This is a genomic window from Bacillus mycoides (assembly GCF_001757995.1).
In the GTDB taxonomy this organism is placed as follows: domain Bacteria; phylum Bacillota; class Bacilli; order Bacillales; family Bacillaceae_G; genus Bacillus_A; species Bacillus_A mycoides_B.
This window is the reverse complement of sequence record NZ_LXLV01000063.1, coordinates 34,780-59,789: the sequence shown is the minus strand read 5'-3', so window position 1 is coordinate 59,789 and position 25,010 is coordinate 34,780. Positions and strand designations below refer to the sequence as shown.

General features: G+C 36.0%; 37 protein-coding genes. 22 read left to right on the top strand and 15 right to left on the bottom strand.

The features are described 5' to 3' along the window. Positions 1-124: 124 nt before the first annotated feature. From BWGOE10_RS21140 to BWGOE10_RS21120, 5 genes are all read right to left on the bottom strand, one after another. Positions 125-382, bottom strand: coding sequence for a DUF3975 family protein (locus BWGOE10_RS21140; protein ID WP_060488292.1), 258 nt, complete (start codon positions 380-382; stop codon positions 125-127). 15 nt (positions 383-397) lie between these two features. Then, positions 398-712: a DMT family transporter gene (locus BWGOE10_RS21135; protein WP_002122482.1), complete on the bottom strand. Its 315-nt coding sequence runs from the start codon at positions 710-712 to the stop codon at positions 398-400. Between the two features lies 1 nt (position 713). Next, positions 714-1,046 (bottom strand): DMT family transporter, encoded by a 333-nt coding sequence (locus BWGOE10_RS21130; RefSeq protein WP_070144834.1) that lies wholly within the window; start codon positions 1,044-1,046, stop codon positions 714-716. A gap of 71 nt (positions 1,047-1,117) precedes the next feature. Further along, on the bottom strand, positions 1,118-1,699 hold the full coding sequence (locus BWGOE10_RS21125; RefSeq protein WP_070144833.1) for a TetR/AcrR family transcriptional regulator: 582 nt from the start codon (positions 1,697-1,699) through the stop codon (positions 1,118-1,120). Positions 1,700-1,798: 99 nt separating this feature from the next. Further along, positions 1,799-2,776 (bottom strand): LacI family DNA-binding transcriptional regulator, encoded by a 978-nt coding sequence (locus BWGOE10_RS21120; protein ID WP_070144832.1) that lies wholly within the window; start codon positions 2,774-2,776, stop codon positions 1,799-1,801. Positions 2,777-3,092: 316 nt separating this feature from the next. Between BWGOE10_RS21120 and BWGOE10_RS21115 the strand changes: the two genes are divergently transcribed. After that, positions 3,093-3,629, top strand: coding sequence for a hypothetical protein (locus BWGOE10_RS21115; protein WP_016100627.1), 537 nt, complete (start codon positions 3,093-3,095; stop codon positions 3,627-3,629). Positions 3,630-3,664: 35 nt separating this feature from the next. Here the strand turns inward: BWGOE10_RS21115 and BWGOE10_RS21110 are convergent, their stop codons facing one another. Then, positions 3,665-4,048, bottom strand: coding sequence for a rhodanese-like domain-containing protein (locus tag BWGOE10_RS21110; RefSeq protein WP_002034000.1), 384 nt, complete (start codon positions 4,046-4,048; stop codon positions 3,665-3,667). A 170-nt stretch (positions 4,049-4,218) separates the two neighbouring features. On the opposite strand from BWGOE10_RS21110, the gene BWGOE10_RS21105 reads away from it, so the two are divergent. Continuing rightward, a complete protein-coding gene (locus tag BWGOE10_RS21105) occupies positions 4,219-5,055 on the top strand; it encodes a biotin/lipoate A/B protein ligase family protein (protein WP_070144831.1) in 837 nt (278 codons plus the stop codon). A gap of 28 nt (positions 5,056-5,083) precedes the next feature. Here the strand turns inward: BWGOE10_RS21105 and BWGOE10_RS21100 are convergent, their stop codons facing one another. The 4 genes from BWGOE10_RS21100 to BWGOE10_RS21085 form a co-directional block, all read right to left on the bottom strand. Beyond that, complete coding sequence (locus BWGOE10_RS21100; protein ID WP_070144830.1) at positions 5,084-5,926, bottom strand: hypothetical protein; 843 nt, start codon at positions 5,924-5,926, stop codon at positions 5,084-5,086. 200 nt (positions 5,927-6,126) lie between these two features. Next, entirely contained in the window at positions 6,127-6,795 is a 669-nt protein-coding gene (locus tag BWGOE10_RS21095) for a DUF1048 domain-containing protein (RefSeq protein WP_070144829.1), read from the bottom strand. A gap of 7 nt (positions 6,796-6,802) precedes the next feature. Beyond that, a complete protein-coding gene (locus tag BWGOE10_RS21090) occupies positions 6,803-7,489 on the bottom strand; it encodes a DUF1129 family protein (RefSeq protein WP_070144835.1) in 687 nt (228 codons plus the stop codon). A 5-nt stretch (positions 7,490-7,494) separates the two neighbouring features. Then, the gene (locus BWGOE10_RS21085; RefSeq protein WP_000556083.1) at positions 7,495-7,812 is read right to left on the bottom strand and encodes a PadR family transcriptional regulator; all 318 of its coding nucleotides are present in this window, start codon (positions 7,810-7,812) and stop codon (positions 7,495-7,497) included. A gap of 156 nt (positions 7,813-7,968) precedes the next feature. Between BWGOE10_RS21085 and splB the strand changes: the two genes are divergently transcribed. The 3 genes from splB to BWGOE10_RS21070 all read left to right on the top strand — a co-directional run bounded on the left by splB (position 7,969) and on the right by BWGOE10_RS21070 (position 10,269). Next, positions 7,969-8,994, top strand: a complete 1,026-nt coding sequence (splB, locus tag BWGOE10_RS21080; protein WP_070144828.1) for a spore photoproduct lyase — start codon at positions 7,969-7,971, stop codon at positions 8,992-8,994. 145 nt (positions 8,995-9,139) lie between these two features. Further along, positions 9,140-9,568 (top strand): transcriptional regulator MntR, encoded by a 429-nt coding sequence (gene mntR, locus BWGOE10_RS21075; RefSeq protein ID WP_001143080.1) that lies wholly within the window; start codon positions 9,140-9,142, stop codon positions 9,566-9,568. Positions 9,569-9,621: 53 nt separating this feature from the next. Continuing rightward, positions 9,622-10,269 (top strand): HAD family hydrolase, encoded by a 648-nt coding sequence (locus tag BWGOE10_RS21070; RefSeq protein WP_070144827.1) that lies wholly within the window; start codon positions 9,622-9,624, stop codon positions 10,267-10,269. A 79-nt stretch (positions 10,270-10,348) separates the two neighbouring features. Here BWGOE10_RS21070 and BWGOE10_RS21065 read toward each other — a convergent pair whose 3' ends face one another. Beyond that, positions 10,349-10,750 (bottom strand): SA1362 family protein, encoded by a 402-nt coding sequence (locus tag BWGOE10_RS21065; RefSeq protein WP_002015046.1) that lies wholly within the window; start codon positions 10,748-10,750, stop codon positions 10,349-10,351. Between the two features lie 79 nt (positions 10,751-10,829). Further along, the gene (locus BWGOE10_RS21060) at positions 10,830-11,750 is read right to left on the bottom strand and encodes a DUF1385 domain-containing protein (protein WP_002015047.1); all 921 of its coding nucleotides are present in this window, start codon (positions 11,748-11,750) and stop codon (positions 10,830-10,832) included. A gap of 244 nt (positions 11,751-11,994) precedes the next feature. Between BWGOE10_RS21060 and BWGOE10_RS21055 the strand changes: the two genes are divergently transcribed. Genes BWGOE10_RS21055 through efp form a run of 4 tightly spaced genes read left to right on the top strand, consistent with a single transcriptional unit; the run spans position 11,995 to position 14,621 of the window. After that, complete coding sequence (locus BWGOE10_RS21055; RefSeq protein ID WP_070144826.1) at positions 11,995-12,480, top strand: YqhR family membrane protein; 486 nt, start codon at positions 11,995-11,997, stop codon at positions 12,478-12,480. 55 nt (positions 12,481-12,535) lie between these two features. Beyond that, on the top strand, positions 12,536-12,976 hold the full coding sequence (gene aroQ, locus BWGOE10_RS21050) for a type II 3-dehydroquinate dehydratase (RefSeq protein WP_070144825.1): 441 nt from the start codon (positions 12,536-12,538) through the stop codon (positions 12,974-12,976). A 4-nt stretch (positions 12,977-12,980) separates the two neighbouring features. Then, positions 12,981-14,042 (top strand): Xaa-Pro dipeptidase, encoded by a 1,062-nt coding sequence (gene pepQ / locus BWGOE10_RS21045; protein ID WP_070144824.1) that lies wholly within the window; start codon positions 12,981-12,983, stop codon positions 14,040-14,042. A 21-nt stretch (positions 14,043-14,063) separates the two neighbouring features. Next, positions 14,064-14,621: an elongation factor P gene (gene efp, locus BWGOE10_RS21040; protein WP_002111767.1), complete on the top strand. Its 558-nt coding sequence runs from the start codon at positions 14,064-14,066 to the stop codon at positions 14,619-14,621. Between the two features lie 34 nt (positions 14,622-14,655). On the opposite strand, the gene BWGOE10_RS21035 is transcribed toward efp, so the two are convergent. Together BWGOE10_RS21035 and BWGOE10_RS21030 are read right to left on the bottom strand one after the other, a co-directional pair. Beyond that, entirely contained in the window at positions 14,656-14,976 is a 321-nt protein-coding gene (locus BWGOE10_RS21035; RefSeq protein ID WP_070144823.1) for a hypothetical protein, read from the bottom strand. Then, the gene (locus tag BWGOE10_RS21030; RefSeq protein WP_070144822.1) at positions 14,957-15,535 is read right to left on the bottom strand and encodes a GNAT family N-acetyltransferase; all 579 of its coding nucleotides are present in this window, start codon (positions 15,533-15,535) and stop codon (positions 14,957-14,959) included. Before BWGOE10_RS21030 ends, BWGOE10_RS21035 begins: the two co-directional genes overlap by 20 nt. A gap of 181 nt (positions 15,536-15,716) precedes the next feature. On the opposite strand from BWGOE10_RS21030, the gene BWGOE10_RS21025 reads away from it, so the two are divergent. The 9 genes from BWGOE10_RS21025 to BWGOE10_RS20985 are packed head-to-tail and all read left to right on the top strand — an operon-like array spanning position 15,717 to position 21,238. Further along, positions 15,717-15,998 (top strand): YqhV family protein, encoded by a 282-nt coding sequence (locus BWGOE10_RS21025; protein ID WP_000816054.1) that lies wholly within the window; start codon positions 15,717-15,719, stop codon positions 15,996-15,998. Positions 15,999-16,025: 27 nt separating this feature from the next. Continuing rightward, positions 16,026-16,952, top strand: a complete 927-nt coding sequence (spoIIIAA, locus tag BWGOE10_RS21020; protein WP_070144821.1) for a stage III sporulation protein AA — start codon at positions 16,026-16,028, stop codon at positions 16,950-16,952. After that, positions 16,946-17,461, top strand: coding sequence for a stage III sporulation protein SpoIIIAB (gene spoIIIAB / locus BWGOE10_RS21015; protein WP_002088574.1), 516 nt, complete (start codon positions 16,946-16,948; stop codon positions 17,459-17,461). Before spoIIIAA ends, spoIIIAB begins: the two co-directional genes overlap by 7 nt. A 14-nt stretch (positions 17,462-17,475) precedes the next feature. Beyond that, the gene (gene spoIIIAC / locus BWGOE10_RS21010; RefSeq protein ID WP_000020914.1) at positions 17,476-17,679 is read left to right on the top strand and encodes a stage III sporulation protein AC; all 204 of its coding nucleotides are present in this window, start codon (positions 17,476-17,478) and stop codon (positions 17,677-17,679) included. A gap of 23 nt (positions 17,680-17,702) precedes the next feature. After that, a complete protein-coding gene (gene spoIIIAD / locus BWGOE10_RS21005; protein ID WP_078172833.1) occupies positions 17,703-18,086 on the top strand; it encodes a stage III sporulation protein AD in 384 nt (127 codons plus the stop codon). A gap of 10 nt (positions 18,087-18,096) precedes the next feature. Beyond that, the gene (gene spoIIIAE, locus BWGOE10_RS21000; protein WP_002199385.1) at positions 18,097-19,269 is read left to right on the top strand and encodes a stage III sporulation protein AE; all 1,173 of its coding nucleotides are present in this window, start codon (positions 18,097-18,099) and stop codon (positions 19,267-19,269) included. Between the two features lie 12 nt (positions 19,270-19,281). Continuing rightward, complete coding sequence (spoIIIAF, locus tag BWGOE10_RS20995) at positions 19,282-19,914, top strand: stage III sporulation protein AF (protein WP_070144820.1); 633 nt, start codon at positions 19,282-19,284, stop codon at positions 19,912-19,914. Then, positions 19,904-20,566 (top strand): stage III sporulation protein AG, encoded by a 663-nt coding sequence (gene spoIIIAG / locus BWGOE10_RS20990; protein ID WP_070144819.1) that lies wholly within the window; start codon positions 19,904-19,906, stop codon positions 20,564-20,566. The genes spoIIIAF and spoIIIAG overlap by 11 nt, the downstream gene beginning before the upstream one ends. Before the next feature lie 15 nt (positions 20,567-20,581). Beyond that, positions 20,582-21,238, top strand: coding sequence for a SpoIIIAH-like family protein (locus BWGOE10_RS20985; protein ID WP_070144818.1), 657 nt, complete (start codon positions 20,582-20,584; stop codon positions 21,236-21,238). Positions 21,239-21,323: 85 nt separating this feature from the next. On the opposite strand, the gene BWGOE10_RS30430 is transcribed toward BWGOE10_RS20985, so the two are convergent. Continuing rightward, positions 21,324-21,521 carry a DNA recombination protein RecO gene (locus BWGOE10_RS30430; RefSeq protein ID WP_081338193.1) on the bottom strand — a complete coding sequence of 66 codons (198 nt, stop codon included), beginning with the start codon at positions 21,519-21,521 and terminating at the stop codon, positions 21,324-21,326. A 471-nt stretch (positions 21,522-21,992) separates the two neighbouring features. Between BWGOE10_RS30430 and accB the strand changes: the two genes are divergently transcribed. The 4 genes from accB (at position 21,993) to nusB (ending at position 25,006) form a co-directional block, all read left to right on the top strand. Then, positions 21,993-22,481, top strand: coding sequence for an acetyl-CoA carboxylase biotin carboxyl carrier protein (accB, locus tag BWGOE10_RS20980; protein WP_002129047.1), 489 nt, complete (start codon positions 21,993-21,995; stop codon positions 22,479-22,481). Between the two features lie 16 nt (positions 22,482-22,497). After that, positions 22,498-23,850: an acetyl-CoA carboxylase biotin carboxylase subunit gene (gene accC, locus BWGOE10_RS20975; protein WP_002122429.1), complete on the top strand. Its 1,353-nt coding sequence runs from the start codon at positions 22,498-22,500 to the stop codon at positions 23,848-23,850. Positions 23,851-23,872: 22 nt separating this feature from the next. Then, positions 23,873-24,265, top strand: coding sequence for an Asp23/Gls24 family envelope stress response protein (locus BWGOE10_RS20970; RefSeq protein ID WP_000807630.1), 393 nt, complete (start codon positions 23,873-23,875; stop codon positions 24,263-24,265). Positions 24,266-24,613: 348 nt separating this feature from the next. Beyond that, positions 24,614-25,006 carry a N utilization substance protein NusB gene (gene nusB, locus BWGOE10_RS20965; RefSeq protein WP_002067080.1) on the top strand — a complete coding sequence of 131 codons (393 nt, stop codon included), beginning with the start codon at positions 24,614-24,616 and terminating at the stop codon, positions 25,004-25,006. The last annotated feature ends 4 nt before the right edge of the window (positions 25,007-25,010 follow it).

Here is a 25,010-nt window from a genome sequence, read left to right as displayed (position 1 = left end):
ATTTATCTGAATAAGTTTGAAATTTATCCCCTTTTTTAACCATAATAAAATCCCCTCCAAGTAAAAGTGTAACATCCATGTGTATTCATGGTCTTTTTACACTGTCTACCTTAAGGGGATAATATCACTCTTTTTCAGAAGTACTGTCCTTTTTAAATAATTTATTCCATAGTTTGGCGATACTCCATATAATGACGATTGCAATGGAGGCAATAATTGACCAAGCAATAGATGCAATTTCAAGTGCCATGCTAGGAAGGAAGGTAAGAATGGATACTACTTTATGAAACAACCACTCTATTATATGAAAACTGATTTGTAATAGAATGACGATTCCGAGTGTAATCCATGCTAACATTTGTTTTCCTTTTTCTTTCCACATGACATTCACCTCACGTTAGCCTAATAATTTTAAGCCAACAGCGCCGCATAAAATGCAGCTTAAGAAGGCAAGGCGGCGCCAATCTGCTGATTCGCGGAAAATAAGAATACCGAGAAGTGCACTTCCGGCAGTTCCGATTCCAGTCCAAATTGCGTAAGCTGTTCCCATCGGTAATGTGTCCATTGCAAGAGATAAGAAGAAGAAGCTTACGCCAAAGTTAGCGATTAAAATTACTTTTGGTGCCCAGCCTTTCTTTTCAGTGGCTACTTTCATAAAGAGTACACCAACAATTTCACAAATACCAGCTAGAATTAAAAATACCCAAGCCATTTTATGCAGCCTCCTTCGCTTCTTTTTCTTCTGTTACTCGTTTTAAGCCGATTACTCCGAAGAAGATTAAACCGATTAATAATACTTTTACAATAGAGAATGGTTCTCCGAAAACGAAAATCTCTGTAAGAACGATTCCACCTGCACCGATTCCAGTAAAGACTGCGTACACAGTACCGACAGGTAAATCTTTATATGCTCTAAATAATAAGACGAAACTTACTGTAATTAATAGAGCGACACCTATCCACTCAAGTGGTGTCTCCGCGTGTTTTAGTCCAATCACCCAAAAAATTTCAATAATACCAGCTAAGATTACATAAATCCATGCCATATGTCATTTCTCCTTCCTACCAGTCGTTAGGTAAAGGGCTTAAAAACGACGCATTGCAAAGGAGCAATCCGTCAGTTTGAAAGTCCGCGCCAAAATACTTTCCAAGAAGCTTCTAAACGTGTCTCAAAACGATTTAAACCTGCGTATAGTAGTTCAACCATAAGGCCGTCAAGTAAGCATAAAAAAGCCTCCAAAGCGTCTTTTACTTCAATGTTATGCAATTCATCTTGTTCGCTTGCTCTTTTAAACACAGGGAATAAAAGTTTTCCGACGTTTTCAATGTGTACATTCGCTTTATCAATAATTTGTTCGCGAAATGCATCCGGCGGAAAATAAGAAGTTCGTAACCAAAACATTGATTCTTCACTTTCACCAAATCTTTTCGCATAGCCTTTTAACAAATTTAAGAGCAATTCTTCAGTAGACGATTTTGAAAAATTTTCGATATCGTCTGTGAAGCTCTGCAAATCTTTTTGAAGAGCTGATTCTAAGCATGTAAAATATAGCTCTTCTTTACCTTTAAAGTGTGCGTAAATCGATGGTTTTTTAATCCCAACTTCTTGAGCAATATTTGCTAATGAAGTTCCTTCGTAGCCGTAGCGTGCGAAATGAGAAAGTGCTACAGCTTTAATGCGGTTTGCTGTCATTTTCATCCCCTACCTACCGTTCGTTAGGTTAATTATATGAGATGTAAAATATAAAGTCAATAGGTGAAGAGTTGAAAAAAAGAGCGCTATAGTTAACGCTCCTTTTTAGACTGTTTCTCCCTCAATTAAATGGAATGAAAGTTCTTCTGTGCTGCCGGTAATTTGCTCGCTTTGAATCTGTTTATGGAATAAAGAAAAAGCACGTGATCCCATCGTAAGACCGGGATGTTCAATAGTTGAAATTTCTAATGCTTTTGAAATTTCATGATTATCAAATCCAAGGATAGCGAGGTCTTCAGGGACGCGAATGCCATGTTTTTTTGCCTCTGTTAATAAACCAGCAGCTACTTGATCATTCGCTGTAAAAATAGCGGTTGGACGATTTGTCATATTTAAAATACGGTGAAGTATTTTTGCCCCGTCCTGCATCGTATAGCATTGATGAAAGATCCAATCAGGATGTACCGTTTTTCCTTCATGACGAAGGGTATCAGCGAAAGCTTTTTCACGTTCAATCGAATTTACACTTGTTTTTCTTGCTAAACAAATACCGATTTTTTCATGGCCTTTACTGAGTAAATATGCAGTACCGAGACGGAAACCTTCATAATGATCTACATAGACAGATGAAATGAGGGGATGGTTCATTTTTTCACATGAAATAATAGGCGCAAATTTTGCGAACGGTTCAATTTGTTCCCACGAGCTCGTTCGAGAGCAAATAATCATCCCGTCGAATTGTTTCATTTTCATCATTTCAAGAACGCGAATTTCTTCAATACTATCGTAATTCGTTTGGCATAAATTAATATGATATCCAGCTAATAATGCTGCGTTTCCGATCCCTTCAATAATGGTACTGAAGTAAGGAACATTAATGAAAGGGAGCATAACCCCGATTGTATACGTTTTTCCCTTTATTAAATGGATTGCATTAATATTTTTTGCATAGTTCAATTCTTCAACTGCATCTAGAACACGCTTACGTTTTTCTTCTTTTACGTAAGGATGATTATTAAGGACACGAGAAACAGTTGATATAGATACACCAGCAGTTTTTGCAATTTGTTTTATATTGGCCATATGTATCACCTCTTTACTTAATTATAAGGGGAAAATAATAAGAATGAAAAAATCTTGACCTGAAAAGCTTTTCACAATCTATGTTATAAGCATGACTTCTGTTGTTCGCGTAACCTTTTTATTTGGGCGTAAGAATAGCAGGGTCTTTTTTGTATGTCTGCAAAAAATTTTTGTCAAAATGTGTGAGAATAACGTGGAAAGTTTTCGGAGGAAGCGTTTGATAACGAAGCGAATAGAAGAGAGTATAAACGCTTCGCTCGTTAAGAGGGCGGTATGAAAGGGCGGAAACAAATTGAAAAAAGGAATCATTTGTTTCGTGTTTTCTAGTGTAATACTTAGCTCATGTTCATTTCAGCAAACGATGCAAGAAGAAAAAACATTTGTAGGAACAACAGGAGGGGCTAAGGACCGTGTTACTGATCCGATTCCGCTAAAGGAACTTCCAAAATATTTTCCGGCGAAGTTTAAAGTTCCAACGTTTTTACCTTATGACATTACGAGTGATGTGCAGGGAGAGGTAAGAACGATGGGAAAGAAGAATGCTGTCTTAACGATTAAATATAAGCAACAAGAGAAAGGAAGGCACGATTATATAGAATTAACAGTGGCCAACTTTTCTTACAGTTTTCCATATCTCGTAGAAGAAAATCGATTCCAAGAACAAATGAAATTGAATAATGGAGCACCTGCTTATTTTAAAAATAAGGATGATTACGAGCGAGGGGACGAATTTGCTACGCTTATATGGAAAGAGAAGGGGATTGAATATCAGCTATTATATCGTAATGTAGATGAGAAAGATGAAGATGTGATTAAACAAAATCTACTGTACATTGCGAACAATATGGAATAAAAAACTAGCTGTATCGTGCAGCTAGTTTTTGTATGTTATTTCTTTTTAATTTTGCCTGACCAAGATTTAAATCCACCTTTTAATTGGTAGAAATCTGTGTAGCCTTGTTTTTTTAAGTATTGAGCTGCACGACCTGTACGGAATCCGCTTTGGCAATATAAATAAACCGGTTGATCTTGGCGAAGTTCTTTGTGGCGAAGGCGAATTTGTGATAATGGAATGTTACGCGCACCTAAAATATGTCCTGCGTTAAATTCATCTGCTTCGCGAATATCGATAAGCTGTGCTTTACGGTAGCCAGCTCGAAATTCTTCTTCTGAAAGTGTTTTAATTAATTTTTTCTGATAGAAATACATCCATACAGTGTAGCCGATGAATGCTGCAATTGCGGCTAGTATAATAATCAAGTTTGTTGACACGATTCTATCGCTCCCTTTTTTCTTATCCTACTTTCAATATTATAATGCCCATATGTATTTATGCAACAGATTCATTTGTATATAAGAAGAAATTTCGTATTCTTTCACAAATTTTGTCGAATTTGGTAGACTAGAGAATGTGAAAAATAATTGGTTATATGAGGTGCAGGATGGGAAAAGAAAAATGGTGTTATATTAACTCTGGTCAATGTTCACCAGCATTTAATATGGCGTTAGATGAATGTTTATTAAATTGGCAAAGTGAAAAAAAAATGCCACCAACAATTCGTTTTTATGAATGGGAAGTACCAACATTAACAGTCGGGTATTTCCAGCGTGTTGAAAAAGATATAAATATGGATGTAGTTAACGAAAAGAAATATGGATTCGTTCGTCGTCAAACAGGCGGCAGGGGTGTACTACATGACAAAGAATTAACGTACAGTGTTATTGTGTCTGAAGATCATCCGGATATGCCAAAAACAGTTACGGAAGCATACCGCGTTATTTCGCAAGGCTTATTAGACGGTTTTAAGGCATTAGGATTAGAAGCATATTATGCAGTTCCGAAAACAGAAGCGGATCGTGAGAATTTAAAAAATCCGCGTTCAGGCGTATGTTTTGATGCACCATCTTGGTATGAAATTGTAGTTGAAGGAAGAAAAATCGCAGGTAGTGCTCAAACACGTCAAAAAGGTGTTATCTTACAGCACGGCTCTATTCCGTTAGAAATAGATTTAGATGAGTTATACGATCTATTTGTATTCCCGAATGAACGTGTAAAAGAGCGTATGAAAAACATGTTTTCTTCTAAAGCGGTAGCGATTAACGAATTAACAGATCGTACATTTACGATTGAACAGTTAATTAAAGCGTTTGAAACTGGATTTGAAAAAGGTTTAGATATAGAGCTTGTGCCGTATGAACTAACAGAAGAACAGCTTCATGAAGTTCAAAATTTAGCAAAAGAGAAGTATGAAAGTAATGAATGGAATTATAAAAAATAAGGAGATGGCGACCGCCATCTCCTTATTTTTATAGTAAATTAAGTACTTTTTCTACTTTGATTCCTTTATCTTGTAAAGAACGAAGGCGATTTACAACGTCCATAATTTCTTTGTCAAATGTAACGCTAATACCTTGGCTTTGTAGCTCTTTTTTTAATCCTTCAATAGAATCATCTATGTCGATGCCAAGCTCGTAATCTTGACAAACTTCAATTGTCTTTTTCACAAGTTTAACATAATTTTCTTGTAGTTTTGTATTTGTTTCAGTCAAAGCAGGTTGCTTCGGTTTTGCAGGAGTAACCGGTGCTGTCTCTTGCTTTGTAACTGGAGTAGGTGCTGCTTTTTTCACAGGTGCTGGAGTAGATAGTTCTACAGCTGCTTCAACACTTACTGACTTCGGCGTTGGTACCGGAGTAGGCTTAGGTGTTATAGCTGGTGTTTCTACACGCATAACAGGTTTAGGAGCGGGTGTAACTGCTTTAGGAGCTTCTACAACTACTTCTTTATTGGGAGTAGCTTCTACAACTGTTTCTTCTTGCTCTGCAGCTTCTTTATTTTCCTTGCTCCACATAACGCGTTCAATTTCTAGAGAAACATTGTTCTTATTCATCGCTGTTAATGTAACTTTACCAACTTCCGCGTTCCCAGTGAAATCAACAATTTTATAAATAACACTCTTGTTCCAATCCACGTTTCCGCTCAAAAATAATTCTTCGTTACATTTCGGCGTTAAGCCCTCGATTTTAATTTCTGCGTTTACACCGTTTTCACTATATACCATAATTAGCGAAGCATTTACATCTTCGTCTGCTAACATTAGTTCACGTACCATTTTGCCGGTGCGTACTTGCGTTTTCTTCTTAACTGACATCTAATTTCTCCTCTCAAAAATTCAGTAATAATAAAAAAATCGTATAACGAAAAATAATTGCTCACGAAGATTTATGATACCGATAATAAAAGCATCACGTCAACAATTAACTTTAATTATTTTGCATTTTTCTTATTTTCTTTATGAAATTTTTCAATTTGTAAAATTAGACAGAAGAAAAACAGCCTTTTGAAAGGCTGTTAAAATTTAGATGTTTTATATAAAAATTTGTATAGAATATAAAAAGAAAGTGTCACAAGAGCACCTTGCCAAATAGATAAATTATAAAATAAGTACGGTTGTGTTTTAAAAAATACGTTTGAAAAAATTGATAAGACAAAAGGTATGAACACTGATAATAAAAGGAGTGCTTTTTGTTTCCAAGACACTAGTATTGTAAAAGAAAAACGTCTGAATAACGAAAAAGTTATGAAAGTACCAATTGTTAAAACAAGAGCAGATAATATTGTTCCGGGAATACTAAATGGAATTCCTGAAGTGTTTGTATCGGTAAATAGTTTTTGCATAAGAGTAGTGAATGTATCGTATCCAATTTGAATAGCTAATAATAAACTAACTGCAAATCCAATAACGGCAGCTTGTTGGAAAGAATTTTGATGTTCTGAAGAGTTAATTAATTCATCGCAGTAAGCTTTTAAATCTTCTCCGAAAATATCATGTGCATTTTTACCGTCCTCTTGTGCTTCTAAAAGATGATCCAATATTTCTAAAAGTAATTCTTCCATTTGCTTTTGCGGAACGTTAGTAAGGCGTAAATAAATAAGCATATCACCGTAAGCAGCTTCGTTTTCAGGTGTTAATAACTTTCTTTTTTCATTGTTTAACTTAACCATTTCTTTTTCGGTCATAACCTCATTACTCCTTTTTAAATTCTAAGTATTCTTTTTTGAAGAAAAGTTTATATAGTGCATAGCAAGAGATGGCAAGTAAAGCGCCAATCCAAGGTGAAATTTGCAAAGTAGTATAGGGCTTTTTTATAAATAAAAAGGAAATACCGATTAATAGTAGCCATAGGCTATGGCGTATTAAAAAACTTCCTATGTGCCTCCAAATAGTTGTTGTGTTTTGAAATAAATCGATGTTAATAAAATCGAAGACAAAACGTATAATCAGATGTACGGATAGTATAAATGCAAGCAGATAAATGAAATCAATGTGTACAAATTTAAAATGTGCTTCATTTGAAAATAAGGGTAATACAAATGCAATTACGGACGAAATAGTAAAGTATATTGCTAACAGGTAACTAGTTATAAACAAGGGAATCGATAATTGTTCCCATAAACTTTGCTTTGGTAGGGCAGCAATTAGCTCGTCACAGTACGCCTGTAAGTCGTCGCCAAAAATATCATAAGCACTTTTTTCTTCTTGTTGAGCTTCAATAAGGTGATCTAGAATTTCAATTAGCAGTTCTTCTGCATGGTATTCTGGCACCTTAGCTAAGCGGAGATATATTAACATGTCACTATAGGCAGTTTCATTTTCTGCATTTAATAATTTACGCTTTTGGTTATTTAATTCGATTAAATCTTTCGCCTTCATCCCCATCACTCTCCCTGTAATAAGTTGTTAACCGTTGTTGAAACCATTCCCCAGCTTTGTTTAAATTCTTCAAGCTGCTCTAATCCTTTATCGGTTACGTGATAATATTTACGCTTTGGACCGAGTGAGGAGGCTTTTAATGTTCCTTCAATCAATTTTTCTTTTTGCATACGTAACAATAACGGATATATACTTCCTTCGCTTACGAATGTAAATCCGTGTTTATTTAATTTTGTACTCAGTTCATATCCGTACACTTCTTCTTGTGAAATGATGTATAGGATGCAACCTTCGAGCACACCTTTTAGCATTTGGCTGTGCATGATTTCACCACCTTTTACTCAGGTAACTTGCGTTGCAAGGTAGCTGTTATCCAAATTATAACATTCAGTAACTTGCAACGCAAGTTACTGAAGTGGAAAACTTTAATGAGTGTTAATTTTTCAACGTTTCCCATACTAACGAGAGGAGGGAAGTACATGAAACCATTTATGCCAAAACTCGTTTACTTTGAACCGAGGGCACTCGAATATCCGCTTGGAAAAGAGCTTTATGAGAAGTTTACGAAGATGGGATTAGAAATTCGTGAAACGACATCACACAATCAAATTAGAAATTTGCCAGGCGAAAATGAATTGCAAAAGTATCGTAATGCAAAGGCGACACTTGTCGTTGGGGTGAGGAAGACGTTAAAGTTCGATACATCAAAACCGTCAGCTGAATATGCAATCCCACTTGCGACAGGATGTATGGGCCATTGTCATTATTGTTATTTGCAAACGACACTTGGGAGTAAACCTTACGTAAGGGTGTATGTGAATCTAGATGAAATATTTGAGAAGGCAAAGCAATATATGGATGAAAGGACCCCTGAAATAACAAGATTTGAAGCGGCGTGTACATCAGACATTGTTGGAATTGATCATTTAACGCATGCATTAAAGCGGGCGATAGAGTTCATCGGAGAAAGTGAAAATGGACGTTTACGTTTCGTTACAAAATATTCGCACGTTGATCATTTATTAGATGCAAAGCATAATGGGAAAACGCGTTTTCGATTTAGTATTAATTCACGTTATGTGATTAAAAATTTTGAACCAGGGACATCGCCATTTGAAGAGCGAATTGAGGCTGCTCGTAAAGTAGCGGGGGCTGGTTATCCTCTTGGTTTTATTGTTGCGCCAATTTATATGCATGAAGGGTGGGAAGAAGGGTACCGTGAATTGTTTGAACGATTGTACAATGCGTTAAAAGACATGACGATACCAAATTTAACGTTCGAATTAATTCAACATCGTTTTACGAAACCAGCTAAAAAAGTCATTCAAGAACGTTATCCGAATACGAAACTTGAAATGGATGAAGAGAAGCGGAAATATAAATGGGGACGATACGGTATTGGGAAATATGTATATCAAAAGGATGATGCGGAAGTATTAGAAGAAACAATACGAGGTTATATATATGAGTATTTTCCCGATGCAGAAATTCAATATTTTACATAAGGGGAATCTGTATGCGAATATGGATTCTTTTTTTGTTTTATATATTTAGGCTCGTTTCCACCTTGTCACGTTATTCTTTCTGGTGTATCATTTTATTGATTGCTTCGTACGGAATAAGCAAAATGAAATTGGATGGAGGAAACCGATGCCTACCCCTAGTATGGAAGATTATATTGAACAAATTTATTTGTTGATTGATGAAAAGGGTTATGCCCGTGTATCTGATATTGCTGAAGCGCTTAGTGTACATCCATCCTCTGTAACAAAAATGGTACAAAAATTAGACAAAGACGAATATCTAATTTATGAAAAATATAGAGGGCTTGTATTAACATCAAAAGGTAAAAAAATCGGAGAACGTCTCGTATATCGTCATGAATTGTTAGAACAGTTTATGCGCATTATCGGTGTGGATGAAAGCAAAATTTATAATGATGTAGAAGGAATTGAACATCATTTAAGTTGGGAATCAATTGACCGTATCGGTGATCTAGTACAATACTTTGAACAAGATGAAGTTCGAGTAGAAACACTTCGTGGTGTTCAAAAAGCAAATGAAGAGAAAAGTAATTAAGGGGAACGTGTGGCGTTTCCTTTTTTATTTCAATCGAAAAGGACGGGAGAATAATGAAAGCAATTATTTTTGATTTTGATGGATTAATTGTGGACACAGAAACAATATGGTTTCACTCTTTCAGAGATGCTGTTCGTGAATATGGCGGCGAGTTACCTTTAGAGGAATTTGCAAAATGTATTGGAACGACAGATGAAGTGCTTTATGCATATTTAAAAGAGCAATTAAAAGCAAAATTTAACGAGCATGCATTAAAAGAAAAAGTAACAACTTTACATAAAGAGAAAATGAAAATACCAAAAGCGCGTGATGGGGTAAAAGAATATTTAGAAGAAGCGAAAGAACTTGGATTGAAAATCGCATTAGCCTCTAGTTCATCTAGGGAGTGGGTCGTTCGTTTTTTAGAAGAGCTACAAATTAGAGATTATTTTGAAGTGATTAAAACGAGAGAAGATGTAGAGAAGGTAAAACCAGATCCAGCCCTTTACAAAGTTGCGATAGAAGAATTAGGAATTGAACTGTCAGAAGCTGTTGTATTTGAAGATTCATTAAATGGATTGAAAGCAGCGGTTGCAGCAGGATTAAAATGTGTCGTCGTACCTAATGATGTGACAAGAAATTTACAATTTGAAAATCATCACCTTCGTATCGAAAGTATGAAAGAAAAAAGTTTGAAAGAAGTGCTTCAACATATAAAGTGAAACTTTAATCAGTAGGGTTTTTCTCATCTTCCACTGATTATTAGCCCCGCACCAATCGGGATAAAAAAGACCGTATTTCCTAAAAGGAAGCACGGTCTTTCTTTTTGTTTTTTTTACCTTCAATGACAGTTAAATGAGATTGTTTTCTTTTTCTTTTCAACGATGGAGAATTACCCTTTTTCCCCTTGTCATCAGAAGCATTTCGTTTCAAGAAAGAATTACTTAGGGGTGCTACATTTTGTTTCCCGTGTTTGCGGTTCGATTGTTTCGCTGCACGCTTATATGAGCTTTGCGAATTTGCAGAACCACTAGAGTTTGTAAACATTTTGTAGAGTAAGTAAAAGATACCGACGACAGCCAACATGATACCAATGTTTTTCAATACTTCCATTGGATTTGTAATGACAGATGAAACAAGGCCGAATATTGCTAATCCGATAATAAGCACAAATATAGCGAATGTAAACGAACGACCGTTCATAAGGGACACCTCCTAAAAACATATATTAAAATTAGTATATTAACGATGAGGAAAGGAGTTGAACACCATTTTTAAATAATTATTGTTTGTTTTCTAAACGTAATAATTCTTCAAACGATGCGATTGCAACTTCCGCTTGATCATCTGTTGGTTCTTTCGTTGTTAATAGTTGCAGCCATAATCCTGGATATCCAAGTACTCGTAAAACAGGGACATCTCGTAATCGATTGGTAAATTGTAATACTTCAAAAGAAATACCAAGAACAACTGGAATTAATAAAATTCGGTTTACTACCCTTGCCCAAAGTGGATCTGTAGGGACGAGGAAATAGACAAACATTCCAATAATGACCGTAAATATAATAAAGCTACTGCCGCAGCGATAATGGAGGCGAGTTTGCTTTTGAACATTTTCTACAGTCAGTGGAAGATTATTCTCGTAAGCATTGATTACTTTATGTTCCGCACCGTGGTACTGAAATACCCGCTTAATAAGTGGGGTTAAAGAAATGAAGTATATATAGCTCAATAATAGCATGAGCTTAATGACACTTTCGACAATGATTTGCCCTGTATGAGATGGGAAAATCGGTCTCGTTAATTCAGCTAAAAGTGCAGGAACTGCTGTGAAAATTACTTTACCGAATATGAACGATAAAACGCCAACTGCTGCAACTCCTAATACCATCGTTAATTTCGATTGTTCTTCTTTTTTATTTGCAAGTTGTTCATCTTCTTCTGGGTGGACATCAAATCGTTCTGAAGCAAAGTTTAAATGTTTCGCTCCATTCGCACTTGCATCCACAATAGCGGCAATACCTCGTAAAAATGGAATTTTTTTTAGTAGAGACAATGCTTTATTACGAACGCGTGGTAAACGATAAAATTCAATCGATTTATCTTTACGACGAACCGCTGTAACAGTATATTCTCTACCGCCAAACATAACTCCTTCTATGACTGCTTGCCCGCCATATATTTGTTTTGACTCTTCTGCCATGTTAACACCAACCTGTATTTGTTTCTCTCTTATGTAGAAAAAGAGGCAATTGTCATACTTGGTTTTGTCATCTTTAAATAAGACAATCACCGAGTTTCCTTTATTTTATCGACAAATACAGGCAGATGACAAGGGAAAATGTTACGAGAGTCGGACATTTCTTATTCTTTTTATAGACAAATTTTGCAGGATTTAAACATGCTTCAAAATAGTTTCGGGCATACTATTGAGCGGAGGTGTCAATGTGAATCAAGAACAATCAACAATAAGAAACTTTGTACAAATTGGTTTATTTGGTGGCTTATTTTGGGGAGGTATATGGTATTTCCTTCATATATTCTCATTTACAGAAGCTGGCCCTAACTATTTACTTTTACCGTTTGCATTTGGAGATTGGAAAGAAGGGGTTTGGGGAAATGTACTAGGTATCGTTTGTATGGGACTTCTTTCAATTTTAGTGGCATTTCTCTATAAAGCTCTTTTTAAAAAGTTTGAAGGAGTATTACCTGGCGTAATATACGGTTTATTTTGGTGGGCATTATTATTTTTGGGGATGGGGCTAATGGCACCTGTTATTAAAAGTGCACTCCATTTACCGAAAGAAACAATTGTAACGACAATATGTATCTTTATATTATATGGTGTTTTTATTTCGTATTCTGTAGCATTCGAATCGAATAATACAAATAGAGGAGAAGGGATCGAGAAGACAAACTATTCAAATAAGTGATTCCTATGTTAAAATGTCGTATAGACATTCTTTAATATTAAGGAGTTTTAAGAAAATGAAAAAGTTACTCCTCGTAAATGGTCCTAACCTAAATCGCCTTGGCGTTAGGGAAGTAAATGTATACGGAAAAGGAACGTTAGCGACGCTTGAAACAGATATGAAACAAGAAGCAGAGAAAATGGGAGTGGAGTTAGAATGTTTCCAATCGAATCATGAAGGTGCTATTATCGATCGTCTTCATGAGGCTGAAGATATATATGAAGGGATCATTTTAAATCCTGGAGCATTTACGCATTATAGCTATGCGATTCGAGATGCAATTGCGAGCATTTCGATTCCTGTTATTGAAGTACATATTTCTAACATTCACCAGCGTGAATCGTTCCGTCACGAATCTGTGACGGCGGCTGTTTGTGCGGGACAAATTGTTGGATTTGGTTTTTATGGCTATAAGTTAGCGTTATTTGCATTAATGGAGAAATTAAGGGAGGCATAAAGTAATGGAGAAAATCGAAAGATTAAGAAGCGCATTTGTTGAGGCTGGTATTGACGGTATTTTGTTAACAAATGAACATAGTCGTAGATACATGGCTAACTTCACTGGAACAGCTGGTGTTGTACTTATTTCAAAAGAGCGTGCTCAATTTATTACGGATTTTCGTTATGTAGAGCAGGCTAGTAAACAAGCTGTTGGATATGAAATTGTACAGCATGCAGGATTAATTATTGATGAAGTTGCAAAGCAAGTGAAAGAACTTGGAATTCAAAAGCTTGGCTTTGAACAAGATACTCTTACATATAGCTCTTACGTAACGCATAATGAAGCGATCGAAGCCGAATTTATCCCGACTTCTGGGCTTGTAGAAAAGTTACGCTTGATAAAGACTGATTCAGAGATTAAGATATTAAAGGAAGCTGCACAGATTGCAGATGCTGCCTTTGAGCATATTCTATCATTCATTCGCCCGGGAGTATCTGAAATTGAAGTGTCAAATGAACTTGAATTTTTCATGAGAAAACAAGGAGCAACATCTTCTTCGTTTGATATTATCGTTGCTTCAGGTCTTCGTTCGGCATTACCGCACGGCGTGGCATCTGAAAAAGTGATAGAAAAAGGAGATTTCGTTACATTAGACTTCGGCGCTTATTACAAAGGATATTGCTCTGATATTACTCGTACGATTGCAGTCGGTGAGCCATCTGATAAATTAAAAGAAATTTATAATATCGTTTTAGAAGCACAACTACGTGGTGTGAACGGTATTAAAGCTGGTTTAACGGGTCGTGAGGCTGATGCATTAACGCGTGATTACATAACGGAAAAAGGATATGGTGAATACTTCGGACACTCTACTGGTCATGGAATCGGTCTTGAAATCCATGAAGCACCAGGTTTAGCGTTCCGTTCTGATACAGTACTTGAACCAGGTATGGCTGTAACAGTAGAACCAGGTATTTATATTCCAGGTGTTGGCGGGGTACGTATTGAAGATGATATCATTGTAACAAGTGAAGGTAATGAAGTAATAACGAAATCACCAAAAGAACTTATTATTTTGTAATACACAGGAGGATTTTTTTACATGATTTCAGTAAACGATTTTCGTACAGGTTTAACAATTTCAGTGGACAATGCCCTTTGGCAAGTAATGGATTTCCAACACGTAAAGCCAGGTAAAGGTGCTGCATTCGTTCGCTCTAAACTACGTAACCTTCGCACAGGATCTGTTCAAGAGAAAACATTCCGTGCAGGTGAAAAAGTAGAAAAAGCACACATCGAAAACCGTCGTATGCAATACTTATACGCGAGTGGTGAGTCTCACGTATTTATGGATAACGGAACTTATGAGCAAATCGAACTTGGCGAAAACCAAATCGAGCGCGAACTTAAATTCCTAAAAGAAAACATGGAAGTATCTATTATGACATACCAAGATGAAGTACTTGGTGTTGAACTTCCGAACACAGTTGAATTAAAAGTTGCAGAAACAGAGCCTGGTATTAAAGGTGACACAGCTTCTAACGTAACAAAACCAGCTAAATTAGAAACTGGTCTTGTTGTACAAGTACCAATCTTTATTAACGAAGGCGAAATGCTTATCATCAACACTGGTGAAGGTAAATACGTTTCTCGTGCATAGTAGAAAAGCACTCGTGATTATCACGAGTGCTTTTTTATAGGAAATAGGGAAGATAGTAAATTGCGGTTATAACAAAACTAACTGTGACGAGTGAAAGGGTACCCGTAATATATGGAGTCAAAACAATTTGAAATGGTCGTATTTCACCAGTTTCAACACCGGTAAAAGTTTTATTCGTTGCATGATCCATATTGTTATTTCTAAAGTTACTCATAATAATTAACCACGTAATTGCAAATATTGCTAGACTGCCAAGGAAAAAGCTCTCCATGAATGACCAGCCAACCATTTTTGAAAAAAGATAAATAATAGCTAATTCTACTACAATTGTTAAACTAATTTTCAATCCCTTCATATTTTCTCCCCTCATTTTGTACTTTCAACCAATTTGAAAATTTTTCGTATGATACAACATGCAGTACGCAAGGTGATTTTACTTCTTTCTCCAAAGCAGCATGTACGTCTGGAAATTGTTTTTCCACATGTAATGAAATGTAAGGTAGTTTCTCTTGTGCTTTTAAAGAGCGAATGTTAGTCGTTTTAGCGCCGGCAAATACGTATGTAAGTTGCAAGTCTAAAAAAGCGATTTTAAAGATCTCTTTTTTAGCAGCTTCGTTATATCCTCTTCCCCAATATTGATAGCCAATCCAACTTCCAATATGTGAGTGCTTTTGTTCGTAATTAATATGTTTAAGTGTCGTGAGGCCAATTATTTCATTTTCCTCACTTACAATCACTCTTGATAAGGAGTGTTTTTTTCGTTCCTCTCCAATTGTAAAAAGAATGAATGCCTTTGTATCTTCCACTGATTCTACTTTTATCCCTAATGCATTTTTTACATGCGGATTGCTTGATAGTTCAAAAAGCACATTTGCATATCGTAAATCGAGTGGTAATAAAGTAACTTGCTTCATCTTCTATGCTCCTTTTCTATTAAATATACCATAAATTAATAAGAATATTCAGTTTTTAATAAAGTCGATAGAGAAAAATTATGTTTTTACTTCTGAAATAGACAACCTCTGCATATGGTTGTACAAATATATTCTTTTTCAGAATAAGGAAGTAGTAACTGTTATGGGAGAAGGTGGGAGAATGAAACAGTGGCTAGCGGCAATGGAAACATCCGTGCTTGTTATGGGGTTACTTCGGTTGTTTTCAGGCAGCGCGGAAATATTCGCCGCTTTGCTTATGCTTTACGTGAATGATGCGAAGAAAGCATTGTTTATAAATGGTATGTTGGCGTTTGTTGGACCGACCGTATTAATTTTAACAATGACAATTGGCATAGCGAGTGTAGCAAGTGAGATTTCTTTCTTGAAACTCTTTTTTCTAGCGCTTGGAATTGGCTGCATTTTTATCGCGTTGTTGAAATAGTAAGTCGAGTATAGTGGGGAGAAGCTTATGAAAGAAGTATTAGAAGTTTTACCGAAAACGATGAGACAGTTAGTTGAAGGCTGTAAACAATACGATACTCTAGAGGAAATTCGTGTTCGAATTGGAAGGCCACTAGAGTGTATCGCACATGGAGAAGTGTTTTTCTATGACTATATCGCTACAGCGGAAGATGCAATCCATTTATTGAATAAATTAAGTCAATTCTCAATTTATACGATGGAAGAAGAATTGAAACGTGGATATGTGACACTGCGAGGAGGACATAGAATTGGTCTAGCTGGAAAAGTCATTACAGAAAAAAGTGCAGTGAAAATGATTCGGGATGTCTCTTCTTTTAATATTCGTATTGCCCGTCAAAAAATAGGGATTGCTGAGCCGCTCCTGCCATATCTTTATGAATCACGATGGTTAAACACGATGGTAATAGGTCCACCGCAAACGGGGAAAACAACACTTTTAAGAGATGTAGCACGCTGTATGAGTCAAGGTGTAAGTGCTTCGAAAATCCCTTCATGTAAAGTGGGGATTGTTGATGAACGATCAGAAATTGCGGGCTGTGTGAAAGGAATCCCACAATATGACTTTGGCACGCGAGTAGATGTATTAGACGCTTGTCCAAAAGCTGAAGGAATGATGATGATGATTCGTTCTATGAGCCCAGACATATTAATCGTAGACGAAATTGGACGTAAAGAAGATAGTGAAGCGATTATGGAGGCCGTGCATGCCGGCGTTCAGCTTTTTATAAGTGCACACGGATTTTCTTATGATGATGTTGTGAAACGTCCATCGTTACAGGCGGTGCTGGAACTTGGTGTATTTGATCGGTTTGTGGAATTGTCAAAAGCGAGAGGGCCAGGAACGGTTATGCAAGTGAAAGATAAATATGGAAAATCAGTATTACCTCATAGAAAGGCTCAAGGCGTATGGTGAAAATATTTGGTGCGGTATTAATAGTTGCTGTTAGCACCTTTTTTGGATTTTCATACGCTAAAAGGTACAGTGAGAGACCGCGGCAACTTAGGTTATTGAAGGCAGCATTGCAATCATTAGAAGCTGAAATTATGTATGGACACACGCCGTTATCTGAGGCTGCAGAGCGTTTAGTCAAACAAATGCCGAAGCCATTAAATTGGATATTTCAAAGCTTTTCGAAACGGCTAGAGGACGGGGAGCAAACAGTTAGAGAAGCTTGGATTGATAGTTTGAAGGAGAACTGGACGTTAACGGCGTTTAAACAAACCGAGTATGAAATACTGCAACAATTTGGTGAAACACTTGGACAACATGATCGTGAATCACAGCAAAAACATATTCGCTTATGTATTACACATTTGGAGAGAGAAGAAGGAGAAGCGAAAGCATTACAACTACAATACGAAAAAATGATAAAGAGTTTAGGGGTACTAGCAGGGCTACTTATCGTAATTTTACTGCTATAGGGGGGAGAAAGGCGATGTCCATTGATGTTGGATTAATATTTCAAATCGCCGGAATCGGCATTGTTTTAGCTTTCATTCATACTGTATTAAAAGAATTAAAGCGAGAGGATATTGCAAATTGGGTTATCCTTGTCGGTTTTGTCGTTATTTTGTTTCATGTTGCATTTTTAATTAATACTCTATTCGACAAGATTAAAAGTGTCTTTCTCTTCCAGTAAAGGAGGCGGTTCGAATCGAAATTATACAAATTGTCGGATTAGGCCTCGTTGCTACATTTTTAGCTGCTGTTTTAAACCAGCATAAGTCTAGTATTACATCGTTATTTATTGTGTTCATTGGTAGCATGATGTTTCTTCTCTTAATCGATCAAATTCATTCTATTTTACAAATGATTGAGAGAGTGGCGAGTGAAGCGAAAGTTAGCAACGTATATGTAGAAACGTTATTGAAAATTATAGGGATTGCTTATATCGCTGAGTTTGGTGCGCAAATTACAAAGGATGCTGGTCAAGGTGCAATCGCTTCGAAAATTGAATTAGCTGGGAAAATCTTAATTCTCGTCATGGCAATTCCTATTTTGACGGTTGTAATTGAAACAATTCTCGGTTTTTTACCTACGGGATAAGGGGGAGTGAATGTTGAGGAAGTTTGGAGCTAAGCTACTATTTGCTTGCTTCCTTTTCTTTTCTTTACCGATTGTTGTACAAGCTTCTCCTATAGAAACAAACGTCGTTGATCAACAATTGGATAAGCTCGGAATTGAAGATGTGAAGCAATTTTGGGACGGGCTTGTTACAAAGTATGGAGGCTATTTACCAGAGAGTCAAAAAGGAAGCTTTATGGAGTTTGTAAAGGGAGAAAAAGAGTTCTCCATAAAAGAGTGGATGATAGGTCTACTAAAATATTTATTTCACGAGCTTGTTGCAAATGGAAAGTTACTTGGAACGCTCATTATGCTCACGATTTTCAGTGCATTGCTGCAATCGTTGCAATCTGCTTTTTCAAAGAGTAGCGTGAGTAAAATCGCGGATGCAGTCGTATACATGGTACTTATTATTTTCGCTTTAAATAGTTTTTATGTCGTCATGACATATGCAAGAGAGACGATACAAACAATGGTAGATTTCATACTAGCGTTATTACCAATTTTACTCGCACTCATAGCAACAGGCGGCGGTGTTGTTTCTGTATCATTTTTTCATCCAATCATCATTTTCTTAATGAATACGAGTGGGCTTCTTATGAACTATATCGTTCTACCACTTTTATTACTTGCAACTATATTAAGTATTGTAAGTACGATGAGTGATCAATATAAAGTTACGAAATTGTCCAAGCTTTTGCAAAACGTTAGTGTTGGGATTATTGGTATCTTTTTGACGATTTTTTTAGGCGTATTATCTGTACAGGGAACAGCGTCAGCCGTTGCTGATGGTATAGCTGTGAAAACGGCTAAATTTGTAACAGGAAACTTCATTCCTGTAGTAGGAAGGATGTTTACTGAGGCAGCGGATACTGTTATTAGTGCATCTGGATTATTAAAAAACACAGTCGGAATTATCGGGCTCGTTATTTTATGCTTAATTGTCGCTTTCCCAGCGATTCAAATTTTTTGTATCGCGTTTATTTATAAATTCGCAGCAGCAGTATTGCAACCAGTAGGCGGAGGAGCAATTATTCAATGTTTAGATATCATTGGACGAAGTATCATTTACGTATTTGCTTGCTTAGCTATCGTATCATTTATGTTCTTTTTAAGTATCACAATTATTATTGCTGCCGGGAACATTACTCTCATGATGCGGTAGGAGGTGAAGAGTGTGCAATTTGTTACAGAGTGGATTAGAAATATTATCGTTTTTTTACTCTTAGCGACAATGCTTCATCTTATTCTTCCAAATTCAAATTTGCAAAAGTACGTTAAATTCGTTGTAAGTCTATTGTTAGTCGTATTAATTTTAACGCCTCTATTTAAGTTGTTACAAACAGATGTAAATGAAGTTATCGCAAATTTCAATGAAGAAAAGTACGTAGCAGATGGATCTGTAAAAAATTCGATAGATTCGAAGAAAAAAGAAATACAAGCTCTAACACGTGCATATAGTTTAGAAGAGATGGCTACCAAAATGAAAAAAGACGTAGGAAAAGAGTTTGAGAAAAAGTATGGTATGACAGTCTCTGAAATACAAATAGTCGCAGTGGAACATGCAGAAGAAGTAAAGTCAGCGAAAGATATTCAATCTGTTGTTGTGACGTTGAAAGAAAAAGAACGTAGTAAAAATGATGCAATCGAAACAGTAAAGCCAATTGAAATTAATATGCAAGAACCTCCAAAAAAAATAGAAGAAACGAATGTAGAAATGAAAGATTTCTTTTCAAGCAGGTGGCAACTAGAGGATAAACAAATCCAAGTTCAGATGGAAGGGAGGACAGGTAGCGTAAATGGACAATAAAGATAAAAATTCGAGGTTCTCATTTTTTCGAAACCTATTAAATGGGGATGAAAAAGAAAATAATGAGAAGGGGAAAAAGGTAACACCTAAGTTTTTGCTTGTCCTACTTATACTTGGGATTGCGCTTATGTTTTCTAGTAATTTCTTATCCCCTAAAAAAGAAGAAGTACCTGTGTTTAAAGAAAAAACAAGTCAAAGCCAAGATAAAGACGTACCAACTTTCGGTCAAAAAAACAATGATAATATGTCCAATGTAGAAAAATATGAAAAAGCGTATGAACAAGAATTGAAAGCTTCTTTAGAAGAAATAGCCGGAGTAAAAGACGTAACTATTAAAGTGAACTTAGATTCATCTGAAGAAAAAATACTCGAGAAAAATACAGTAAAACGTTCACAAACGACAGGTGAAACTGATAAAGCAGGCGGTAAAAGGGAAGTAGAGGACGAGTCTCTTGATGAAAAGACCGTCATTATACGTGAAGGTGATAAAGAAACTCCAATTGTTTTGCGAACAGAGAAACCGAAAGTACGAGGTGTTCTGGTCGTAGCAAAGGGAGTGGATAATATACAAATAAAAGCAATGGTAAAAGAAGCTGTGACGCGATTATTAGATGTACCAGCTCATCGCGTTTCAGTATCACCGAAAAATTGATAGGGAGGAAATAAAGTGTTGAAAAAACAAACGGTTTGGCTATTAACGATGTTAAGTTTAGTGGTTGTGCTATCTGTTTATTATGTGACAACTCCTGATAAAATGAATACAGCAACACCGGCAACGGGTGAAAAGATGGGACAAGAAAAGCAAGGTGCTGATAAAGCAGTTACAAAAGAAACAACGAAAGAAACTACAAATAAAGAGACAACAAAAGAAAATACAAGCAAGGAAACTACAAATAAAGAAACAGACAAAAAAGAGAATGACAAAAAAGAAACAAGTAAAAAAGAGGCTAGCGTAACAGTTCAATCAAGCGATGAGAATTTCACAGCGTTACGTATGCAAATGGAAGATCAGCGTAGTGTAGCGAAAGAAAAGTTACAAAATGTAATGAAGTCATCAAAATCTTCAGCAGAAGAAAAGAGTAAAGCGAAAGATAATCTTGATGCAATCACTACAATGGAAACGAAGCAACAATTACTTGAGACAGTGATTAAATCTCAAGGTGGATATAAAGATGCTCTTGTAAGAGCTGATGGAACTGACATTAAAGTAACAGTTAAATCGGCAAAGCATTCACAAAAAGAAGCGAATAAAATTATTCAGCTAGTAAGAAGTGAAGGTGGTTCAAAAGATGTAGGTGTAAAATTTGATCCATCAGTAAAATAAAGTGAAACTTTAATTAGCATGTTAATGCGGTTTAATTATAATAGGTGTTTGTACTTCAAATTAGATAAAAGAATAATAGAAAAAGCTATCGTTTTCGATAGCTTTTTTCTATGTCATCTTTGCAATTGTATTTAGTATTTTCAATTGGAAACGGGGAAATACGCTGTGAGTAAAAGATTAATGGTTCATGATGATGGTGATTACTTTTTCCAGATTTGACGTGGATGAAGAGGACCAGTGCCCAAATCACTACGGCAGGCAAGAACAGGATGAGCCATATCATATGTCCGCACCTCACTACAATAAATTTTCTACACTTTGAACATACTATTCTTTTATGAAGGAAGAATGAACGGCACGTAAACAAAAAAATAATATTTGGTAAAAATATGTTTTTTCACCGTAGATAAAATGAAGAATTCTGAGGGAATTATGTTGTTACACTGTACAGTTTTGAAAAAGTAAAGAATGTTTTTTAGGAAGTGGTCTTGCCAATTTTGTGTGAAACTTGGTATTATTACTAGGTAATAATTTTTTGGTGGAATAATATTTTTACAGGAGTTTCGATTTATAATAAAGAAATATAAATTGGAATGTTTAAAAAATTTAGCGTAAGATGGGAATAGTAAATATTTCTATTAGTAAATGTCATAGGAATAAATTTTCTAATAGAATACATCGTATTTTTACAGTAAATCAGTTTGATGCCAATCTGTAAAAACGGGACAAACAAGAGTATGGGAGTGGATTTTACATGTTTAAAATTCAAGAAGTTCGTGAATTAATTAAATTAATTGATAGCTCTAATATTGATGAATTTGAATACAAAAAAGACGGTACAACAATCAAAATGAAAAAACGTGGTAATGAAGTAGTTACTGTGCAAGCACCGGTAACGAAACAGGTAGTACAGCCGGCAGCATCTGTCGAAGTAGAAACAGCAGTAGCGGCAGCGCAAGTAGAAGCGCCAAAACAAGAAGAGAAGACAGCTGTTCAAAATGAAAACCTACATAAAATCACATCACCGATGGTAGGGACATTTTATTCCTCGTCTTCGCCTGATACACCTCAATATGTAAGTGTTGGGGACAGAGTATCGAAAGATTCTATCGTATGTATTGTTGAAGCTATGAAATTATTTAACGAAATTGACGCAGATGTAGAGGGCGAAATTGTTGAAATTCTTGTTAATAACGGACAGCTTGTTGAGTATGGACAACCGCTATTTCTTGTAAAAGCGTAATAAGGGAGTCTTTGTGATGATAAAAAAAGTATTAATAGCCAATCGTGGGGAAATTGCTGTACGAATTATTCGTGCTTGTAAAGAAATGGATATTGAAACAGTTGCAATTTATTCAGAAGCAGACAAAGAGTCACTTCATGTGCAAATTGCAGATGAAGCGTATTGTGTTGGACCAACGATTTCAAAAGAAAGCTATTTGAATTTGACGAACATTATTAGTGTTGCGAAATTAACAGGTTGTGATGCAATTCATCCGGGATATGGATTTTTAGCAGAGAATGCAGATTTTGCAGAATTATGCCGTGAGTGTAACTTGATTTTTATCGGCCCGAGCCCAGAAGCTATTTCAAAGATGGGCACAAAAGACGTTGCACGTGATACAATGAAAGAAGCAGGGGTTCCGATTGTACCAGGTTCACAAGGGATTATTAAAAATACCGAAGAAGCGATCGAGCTTGCTAATCAAATTGGATATCCAGTTATTATTAAAGCGACTGCAGGTGGCGGCGGAAAAGGTATTCGTGTTGCGCGCCATGAAGAAGAGCTTGTAAAAGGAATTCAAATTACACAGCAAGAAGCTAGTACCGCTTTTGGGAACCCTGGTGTATACTTGGAGAAGTACGTTGAAGATTTCCGCCATGTTGAGATTCAAATAATGGCAGATACACATGGAAATGCCATTCATTTAGGAGAGCGTGATTGTACAATTCAGCGCCGTCTGCAAAAACTATTAGAAGAAAGTCCATCACCTGCACTTGATGAGAATATTCGCAAGCAAATGGGTGACGCAGCAGTTAAAGCGGCGGTAGCGGTTGATTATACAGGTGCTGGTACGGTTGAGTTTATTTATGAATATAAAACGAAAAGCTTTTATTTCATGGAGATGAATACGAGAATCCAAGTTGAACATCCAGTTACTGAAATGGTAACAGGGATGGATTTAATTAAAGAACAAATTCTTGTTGCTTCTGGAGAAAAGTTATCGTTACAGCAAGAAGAAGTACAATTTAATGGTTGGGCAATGGAATGTCGAATTAATGCGGAAAACCCTGCCAAAAAATTCATGCCATCTCCAGGTAAAGTAGAAATGTACTTACCACCAGGCGGATTTGGTATTCGCGTCGATTCAGCTGTATATCCGGGATATTCAATACCACCTTTCTATGATTCGATGGTTGCTAAATTAATTGTTCACGGAAAAACGCGTGAAGAGGCAATTGCAAAAATGAAGCGAGCGCTCAGTGAATTTGTCATTGAAGGCGTACATACAACAATCCCGTTCCATTTGCAATTGCTAGATCATCCTGATTTTGTAAAAGGTGAGTTTAACACGAAATTTTTGGAAGAGCATGAACTTGTGACGCAGTGATACATTAAAGGAGGTTTTTTTCATGGCTGAACATATGTTAGATATGGGTCAAGATACAACTCTTGGAAAAGTAGAAATTGCACCAGAAGTAATCGAAGTAATTGCAGGTATTGCAGCTGCTGAAGTAGAAGGTGTAGCGGCAATGCGTGGTAATTTTGCTACAGATGTTGTTGAGAAGTTAGGTAAGAAAAATCATGGTAAAGGTGTAAAGGTTGAATTAGCAAACGAAGATATTATTGTTGACCTTTATGTTGTGATGTATTTTGGTGTAGCAATTCCGGTTGTTGCACAAAAAATTCAAGACAATATTCGCCAAGCACTCTTTACAATGACAGGACTTGAGCCAAAAGAAGTGAACGTTCACATCGTTGGCGTAACATTCGAAACACAAAAAACAGAAATCGAACCAGTGTAAGAGTGAAAAAAGGTGCCTAGTAAAATAGGCATCTTTTTTCTCGTTTCATTTCTTCACAAATTAAAATCCTCTAATTATTATACTATTTCAAAAAATAAGAAATATAAAAGGGAATGTTTCATTTTTCCAAAAAACGTACATTGTGATAAGATATGGAACTTGAAGTTAATCTTTTTATTATTTTTCAGCCTTGTACCCCGTGTGTGAAACGATAAATTGTGTTATTATCATTGTATTATAAGGTTGGAAAATCAATGAAAACTGCAAGAGTAAGTGAATTGACGGCTTATAAATTATAATAATATAACAAAGCATAAGGAAAGACTTGAAGTATAAAGGAGAGTTACAATGAAACGTAGGACGGCTAGAGAAAGAGCAATGCAAGCATTATATCAAATGGATATTACAGGAGAATTAGAACCGAAAGTAGCGGTGGAAAATACGCTAGATGAAGGTGAAGAAACAAATGAGTTTCTAGAATCACTTGTTGTAGGATTTGTAGATAACAAAGAAGAGATTGACGCAGCAATTCGTCAAAATTTAAAAAAGTGGAAGCTTGAGCGTATTAGTATTGTTGATCGCAGTATTTTACGTGTAGCTGTGTGTGAGATGAAATACATGGAAGAAATTCCGCACAATGTAACAATTAACGAAGCAATTGAAATCGCAAAAACATTTGGGGATGAGGAATCTCGTCGTTTTATTAACGGCGTTTTATCTAATATAAAAGATACACTGTAATTTC